This is a genomic window from Roseisolibacter sp. H3M3-2, assembly GCF_029211165.1.
Classification (GTDB): Bacteria; Gemmatimonadota; Gemmatimonadetes; order Gemmatimonadales; family Gemmatimonadaceae; genus Roseisolibacter.
The window spans coordinates 1-4,596 of the sequence record NZ_JARGEK010000372.1 but is presented as its reverse complement, the minus strand read 5'-3'; the positions used below and the strand labels follow the sequence as shown (position 1 = coordinate 4,596).

Here is a 4,596-nt window from a genome sequence, read left to right as displayed (position 1 = left end):
TGCGGCCGCGGCGGCGGCGATCGCCGCGGACCCGACGGTGGCGCGGCTGGCGGCGCGGGTGCCGCGCCCGAAGGCCGGCGTGCGGCGCGTGACGGTGCTCGACCTCACCGACGGGACGGGGCGCACCGACCTGCGCGAGGCGGCGGCGGCGGTGACGGAGGGGCTGCGCCGCGCGGTGGCCGCGCGCCCGGAGTTCGACATGCCCGACGCGGCGGCCGCGCGCGCGGTGCAGCGCGCGGGCCTGCCGGTGCCGGCGGTCGCGGTGGCGACGCACGCCGGCGCGGTGGTGAGCGGCGTGCTCTCGATGCGGCGCGACTCGGCCGCGCAGCTGCTGGTGCTCGCGCACGACGCCGCGCGCGGCTACCCGCGGCAGGTGCGCGCGCCGTCGCCGGTGCGCGCGGGCGACGACGCGACCGCGGTCGCGGCCGCGCTGCTCGCCGCCGCCAACGAGGCGTTCGCGTCGGCGCTGGAGCGGGTGAAGTGGGGGGAGCCGGCGCGCCAGGTGGGGCCGAACCCGTAAGGGCTGCGGGCTGCGGGCTGCGGATTCCAAAACCGCCGCCCGCAGCCCGCAGCGCGCGACGCTCAGGACGTCGGGAACAGCCCTTCGATCGACAGGTAGCGCTCGCCCGTGTCGTAGCAGAACGTGAGCACGCGCGCCGAGGCGTCGAGCGCGGGGAGCTGCTGCGCCACGGCGGCGAGCGCGGCGCCGGACGAGATGCCGACGAAGATCCCCTCGACGCGCGCGGAGCGCTGCGCCATCGCGAAGGCGTCCTCCTCGGTCACCTGGACGGTGCCGTCGAGCGCCTGCACGTGCAGGTTGGCGGGGACGAAGCCGGCGCCGATCCCCTGGATCTTGTGCGGCGTGTGCGTGCCGCCGCCGATCACCGGACTCTTGGTCGGCTCCACCGCGTAGACCTTCAGCCGCGGCCAGCGCGTCTTCAGCTGCTCGGCGCACGCGGTGATGTGGCCGCCCGTGCCGACGCCGGTGATGATCGCGTCGAGCCCCTCGGGGAAGTCGCGCGCGATCTCCTCGACCGTGGTGCGCACGTGCACGTCGATGTTGGCCGGGTTCTCGAACTGCTGCGGCATCCAGGCGTGGCCGGCGCCGCCGTGCTGCGCGATGATCTCCTGCGCGCGCGCGATCGCGCCCTTCATCCCGACCTCGCGCGGCGTCAGCTCGAGCTCCGCGCCGTAGGCGGCCATGATGCGGCGGCGCTCGACCGACATCGACTCGGGCATGACGAGGATCAGGCGGTACCCCTTCACCGCGGCGACGATGGCGAGACCGATGCCCGTGTTTCCGCTCGTGGGCTCGACGATCACCATGCCGGGCGTGAGCACGCCGCGCCGCTCGGCGTCCTCGATCATCGCGAGGCCGATGCGGTCCTTGATCGAGCCGCCGGGGTTCTGCCGCTCGAGCTTCATCCAGACCTCGCGGTCGGGGAAGAGGCGCGCGAGGCGGACGTGCGGCGTGTCGCCGATGGCGGCGAGGATCGAGTCGAGGCGCATGGTCGGGGTCGGCTGGCGTGGGCTGCGCGGGCTGCTCCGTGGGGGGATGATACCGCGCGGCGCCACCCTCGTGTCGGGCGCCGCCGGGCGGCGACGCATCGGGAGGGGACCGCACTCCCCACGCCGCCATGCCCGACTCGCGCCCCTCGCACGTCGTCCCCCGGATCCTCCCGCTCGCCTACGCCCTCGCGTGCTGGGCCGCGTTCGCGGCGGCGGCGGTCGCCTTCGTCGGCTTCCTCGCGCCGCTGCCGGGGTGGCGCGGCGTCGACCAGGGGGCGGTGACGCCCGTGGGGGCGGCGTTGCTGGTCGACCTGCTGCTGGTGGCGGCGTTCGCGGTGCCGCACGCGGTGCTGGCACGCGCCGGCGTGAAGAAGCAACTGGCGCGCGTGGTCCCGCCGGCGGCGGAGCGCGCGACGCACGTGCTGCTGTCGTCGGCGCTCCTGCTGCTGCTCGTCGTCGCGTGGCGCCCGGTGCCGGGGGCGCTGTGGAGCGTCGCGTCCCCGGGCGGCGCGCTGGCGCTGCGCGCGGCGTTCTGGCTCGGCGTGGCGACGCTCGCCGCCTCGACGTTCGCGCGGTCGCACGCCGAGCCGACGAGGCTCGACCGCCCGTGGGCGGCGCCGCGCGGGCGCGCGCCGGGGGCGCTCCCCTTCCGCACGCCGGGGCCGTACCGCGTGGTGCGCCACCCCATGCAGCTGGGGATCCTGCTCGCGCTGTGGGCGACGCCGGTGCTGACCGTCGGCCGGCTGGCGCTGGCGCTCCCGCTCACGCTCTGCGTGCTGGTGGGCGTTCGGCTGGAGGAGCGCGACCTGCGCCGCGCGTTCGGCGCGGCGTACGACGTGTACCGGTGGCGCGTCCCGGCGCTGGTGCCGCGCCGCGCGTGGCTCGCGCTGCCGCTGGCGCTCCCGCTGCTGCTGGCGGCGCCGGGCGCGGAGGCGCCCCCGAACGGCCCCGGCCTGCGGCGGCTCCGCGACGACGTCGCCGGCGCGCGGCGCACGGCGCTGCTGTACGTCCCGCCGCGCCCCGCCGCGCGTCCGGCGGTGGTCCTGACGCTGCACGGCGCGGCGGCGCGCGGCGCGCTGCTGCGCGCGCAGGGGGGCGGCGCGCTGGAGCGCGCGGCCGGCGCGCGCGGCTTCCTGGTGGCGTACCCCGACGGGCACGCGCGCACGTGGAACGACTGCCGCGCGCCGCTCCCCTACGCCGCGCGCCGCGACGCGGCCGACGAGCCGGCGTTCGCGCGCGCGCTCGTGGCGGCGCTGGTCGAGGCGCACGGCGCGGACCCGGCGCGCGCGTACGCGATCGGCGTCTCCAACGGCGGCCACGCGGCGCTGCGCGTCGCGGTCGAGGCGCCGGAGCTGCTGGCGAGCGTCGTCGCGGTCGGCGCCTCGATCCCCGACGACGCGTCGCTGGCCTGCGCCCCGACGCCGGGCGCGCGCGGGCTGGCGGTGCCGCTGGTGGCGGGGACCGACGACCCGGTGAACCCGTACGGCGGCGGCGCGGTGCGGCTGCCGACCGGGCACGGCGCGGGGCGCGTGCGCTCGGCCGGCGAGAGCGCGCGCTGGCTGGTGGAGGTGGCCGGCATGCGGAGCGCGCGCGTGCTCGCCCTCCCCGGCGTCGGGCACGCGCTGCCGCGCCGGCTGCGGCCGATGGCGTGGTGGGACGCGCGGGCGCGGGTGGACGCGGTGGATTCGGCCGTGGCGTTCTTCGGGCTCTGAGCTGCGACTCGCGACCTGCGACGCGCGAGGCATGCGGTCGCGACCGGTCACGGTTCGACCTGCGGGGAATCGGATCACATCCGATCGAGACGGATCAGGCGGATGGGCGACTGCCGCCGCGAGGAGCGATCCGTTCGATCCGACGTGCATCCGCCGGATCCGTATCCCGGCCGTTGGATGGCCGCCGTTCAGATGGCGAAGTCCTCCACCCCGTCCCACGTCGCGGGGCGCCGCGCCACCTGCGACGCGTGGGTAACCACGCTGCGCGGCGGGACGGAGTGCGTGAGCCACACGTTGCCGCCGATCACGCTCCCGGCGCCGACGACGGTGTCGCCGCCGAGGATGGTGGCGTTGGCGTAGACGACCACGTCGTCCTCGAGCGTCGGGTGGCGGCGCGTGCGGGCGAGCGCCTTGGCCACCGCGGCGGCGCCGAGGGTGACGCCCTGGTAGAGGCGCACGCGGTCGCCGAGCACCGCCGTCTCGCCGATCACGATCCCGGTGCCGTGGTCGATGGCGAAGGCGCGGCCGATGGTCGCGCCGGGGTGGATGTCGATGCCGGTGGCGCGGTGCGCGAACTCCGACACGAGGCGCGGCACCAGCGGCACGCCGAGCGCGCGCAGGCGGTGCGCGACGCGGTGGCAGGCGGTGGCCTGGAAGCCGGGGTAGGCGGCGATCACCTCGTCGACGCTGGTGGCGGCCGGGTCGGCGTCGTGCGTGGCGCGCGCGTCGTCGAGCAGCGCGTCGTAGACGGCGGGGAGCGCGTCGAGCAGCGCGTCGGCGACGGCGGCGGGGCGCGGGTGGCCGACGTCGGCGGCCAGCGCGGCGAGGGCGTCGCGCACCGCGTCGAGCCCGCCGGCGACGTCGGCGGCGTCGCAGTGCGGGGCGTCGGGGGCGAGCGCCGGGAACAGCGCCGCCAGCGCGCCGCGGCCGAGCTGCTCGGCGCGGGCACGTACGCGCGGCGGGAGCGGGTGCGCGGTGCGCGCGGCGGCCAGGCGGGCGACGAACTCGGCGTGGGGACTCATGCGGCAAGCATGCGCGGCGCGGCGCGGCGGTGCGAGGGTTGCCCCGTAGGCAGGCGGACGCGAGCGGCGTCCCCGAACACGGAGCCCCAGATGACGACTCCCCACGATCCGACCTTCCCCGACGACCCCGTCCCGCACGCCGAGCCGGCGCTCCCGGGGCTGCCGCCGCGGCGGCGGGTGCGCTCGCCCCTGCTGTGGCTGCTCCCCCTGCTGGCCCTGTTCGCCGTCGGGCTCGCGCTCGCGCGGCGGCCGGGCGCAACGCCGCCCGAGGTGGCGGTGCTCGACCCCGCGGTCGCCGGCGCGAGCACGACGACGGCCGCCGGCGGCGGCGAGGTGGCGCCCGCGGCGCCCGC

The 4,596-nt window shown here is 78.2% G+C and carries 3 protein-coding genes and 2 pseudogenes; 3 read left to right on the top strand and 2 right to left on the bottom strand.

Annotated features, from left to right (window positions below; all coding sequences use genetic code 11):
- A pseudogene (locus PYV61_RS21315) lies at nt 1-520 on the top strand (hypothetical protein); the annotation flags it as partial.
- A 62-nt stretch (nt 521-582) separates the two neighbouring features.
- Here PYV61_RS21315 and cysK read toward each other — a convergent pair.
- Nucleotides 583-1,509, bottom strand: a complete 927-nt coding sequence (gene cysK / locus PYV61_RS21310; RefSeq protein ID WP_275835434.1) for a cysteine synthase A — start codon at nt 1,507-1,509, stop codon at nt 583-585.
- A 128-nt stretch (nt 1,510-1,637) separates the two neighbouring features.
- Here cysK and PYV61_RS21305 point away from each other — a divergent pair, with 128 nt between their 5' ends.
- Nucleotides 1,638-3,221, top strand: coding sequence for a PHB depolymerase family esterase (locus PYV61_RS21305; protein WP_275835432.1), 1,584 nt, complete (start codon nt 1,638-1,640; stop codon nt 3,219-3,221).
- Between the two features lie 188 nt (nt 3,222-3,409).
- On the opposite strand, the gene PYV61_RS21300 is transcribed toward PYV61_RS21305, so the two are convergent.
- Nucleotides 3,410-4,243 (bottom strand): hypothetical protein, encoded by an 834-nt coding sequence (locus PYV61_RS21300; protein ID WP_275835430.1) that lies wholly within the window; start codon nt 4,241-4,243, stop codon nt 3,410-3,412.
- Between the two features lie 90 nt (nt 4,244-4,333).
- On the opposite strand from PYV61_RS21300, the pseudogene PYV61_RS21295 reads away from it, so the two are divergent.
- A pseudogene (locus PYV61_RS21295) lies at nt 4,334-4,596 on the top strand (hypothetical protein); the annotation flags it as partial.